General features: G+C 44.1%; 2 protein-coding genes and 1 pseudogene. 2 read left to right on the top strand and 1 reads right to left on the bottom strand.

Features of this window, described 5'->3' with window-relative positions:
* Window positions 1-376 (top strand): RidA family protein (locus CAG65_RS17495; protein WP_161454445.1); only part of this gene is annotated, 376 nt, incomplete at its 5' end.
* 80 nt (window positions 377-456) lie between these two features.
* On the top strand, window positions 457-1,335 hold the full coding sequence (locus CAG65_RS17490) for an EamA family transporter (RefSeq protein ID WP_161454446.1): 879 nt from the start codon (window positions 457-459) through the stop codon (window positions 1,333-1,335).
* A gap of 347 nt (window positions 1,336-1,682) precedes the next feature.
* Here CAG65_RS17490 and CAG65_RS17485 read toward each other — a convergent pair.
* Window positions 1,683-2,417: pseudogene (locus CAG65_RS17485) on the bottom strand (hypothetical protein); the annotation flags it as partial.

The raw sequence follows: 2,417 nt of genomic DNA, 5'->3' as shown, positions 1-2,417 counted from the left end.
GTTTAACCCTATACCTTATGGGTTTTGTCATACCTTGAAAACCCCACCCAATGGCGAGCTGATCTTCATTTCCGGCCAGAGTGGCGGTGAAGGAAAAACGCATTCACTAAGCCATGACTTTGATCGTCAGGTTGATAGGGTGCTGGCGAACCTGGAGATTACGCTCACCACCCACCAGCTCCGTTTTGATGACGTAGTCAAAATTACGATTCTAATCGTTGATCACAATGCAGAAAAACTGGAAATCTGGAGTAACGCGATGAAAAAACGTTGGTCAACAGAACGTTTACCCGCCAGCACCCTGATTCCAGTCCCGACACTGGCGCTTGAAGGCATGCAAATAGAAGTCGACGCTATCGCTTTCAAGGCGTACTAACTCATCACTGCGCCCATTTACGGGCTAATTTTGAGCCAGGTTCGTCAGCCTGGCTCTTCAATTTTCAGGTCACTGTTATGATTTTACGCAATTATTTAACGCTGCTCGCCATCGGGTTGATATGGGGCTCACAGTTTATTTTTCAGGAAGTCGCGCTCGGGAGTTTTGCTCCAGTCTGGATCGGCGCATGTCGGGCGCTGCTAGGGGCTGTGACCTTAATTGTTATCTGCAAAACACTCGGCATCAACGGGAACAGCAATCAATGGGGACTCTTTGCCCTAATCGGATTACTTGAAGCCGTGATCCCGTTCGTGCTGATCCCTTGGGGACAGCAGAACCTGACCAGTTCTATCACTGCAATCCTGATGGGCACCCTGCCCTTCTATGCTTTGCTGCTCGCCCCACTTTTCATTCGAGGCGCCCGCATCAGTGCAGGCAACACCTCCAGTGTTTTTGTCGGTTTTTGTGGTTTGTTGGTGTTGTTCTATCCGGATTTGGTCTTGGACAGAGGGGAGTTGAATATGCTCAGCGCGGCGGCGGTTATTGTTGCGGCGATCTGTTTTGCTATCGCCCTGTTGTTACTCAATCGGGTCCACGATGAACATCCGTTGATTGTGGCAAGAAATGTCTTGTCGATGGCCAGTGTTCAACTGCTGGTTGTTGCATTGTTTAGTGCGCCATTAACGTTTGGTGTCACGTCAGCAGGGGCCATATTATCGTTGGTGTATCTGGGTGTAATGTGCGCTGGTGTGGTCTACTACCTGTACATGATGAGTATCCGCCATGCCGGTGCCGTCTTCACATCTATGACCAATTATCTGGTGCCCGCCGTGGGTGTATTGATCGGTGTGGTGATCTCAGATGAACCCGTCCAGGCCAACACCTGGATCGCATTAAGCATCATTTTATTTGCTCTGTTCATCAACCAAAAGTTGTCAGCACCACAAAGTCAGCGTTAAACCTAGCCATAGCAAATGGTACCGTGCCATTTGCTATGGATTTCTATTCCTTATTTGGGAGTCCCTTTTCACCTAATCGCTGTAACTCGTTTATGGACAAAAATCAGTTTTGGAAAATTGAACATTAGCAATTCACAAATAACTTCAGGTATGGCAAAACTTGGATGTTATGCATAGTCACAGTAGGCTTAGTATTGTGTGCATAGACAATAAAGTTTAGTCCTTAAGAAATAGGTGGAGGGCGTGATATCTCCACCCTTGGGCACAATCAAATTCTTGTGGCTTATTCTTTTTGTATAGAGCCAAACACTAGTCAGAATGCTATGAGTAATGTATCAAATCATTAGCTACACCAAAGACTTCGACTGGTTTAGGATACATCTAACCCCATCGGATGACGGTACTAGGTTAACTATATTGACATCTATACCGTCATTTTCTAACTTTCTTCTCAGAAAGTTAGCTTGTACTGGATCATGTGTAGTCATCAAGAGTTGGAACTTATACTCTAAGATATAATCCCTAAGCACATCAAATATTGCAGATGCATGCACCAAATCATGATGTTGAGTAGGATCATCTAGCAACAGAGCCCTCCAAGGAGACCAAGTGTTTGCTAATGCCATTGACAAAAGAAATGTCAGTTGAAGATCTGTTTTTTGCGCTTCACTAGCAATTTTTGATGCACTAACAGTTGTATTCGATAAAGGAACACTGACTCTAGCATGTGCCTTATTCCATTTTCTTTCAATTTGTAGACCAGTCTGACTAAACCTAGATTCTCTAACAATTCGGCTAAGAAGAGCTTGCCAAAGCGGCTCTATACTCGCTACCTTCGATTGTATTTGATCGATTTCTTGATTTAGTTCAGCTTGAAAACTATCAAGAGTAGCTTTCTTTTCATTTAGTATAGAAAGCTCCTTTGCGCGTTCACTGAATACACTTGCTAAGCGTGCACGATGAGTGTCTTCATTTATATTACCTTTTATCTGATCAATTTTTTTCTGAATTACTTTTAAGTTTTCCGCACCTTGAAGCTGTGCAATTTTTTTCCTTAAACTATCCAATGACTCACAAGCATT

The organism is Vibrio sp. V39_P1S14PM300 (assembly GCF_009904765.1).
GTDB classification, from domain to species: Bacteria; Pseudomonadota; Gammaproteobacteria; order Enterobacterales; family Vibrionaceae; genus Vibrio; species Vibrio proteolyticus.
This window is presented reverse-complemented; position numbering and strand designations above follow the sequence as displayed.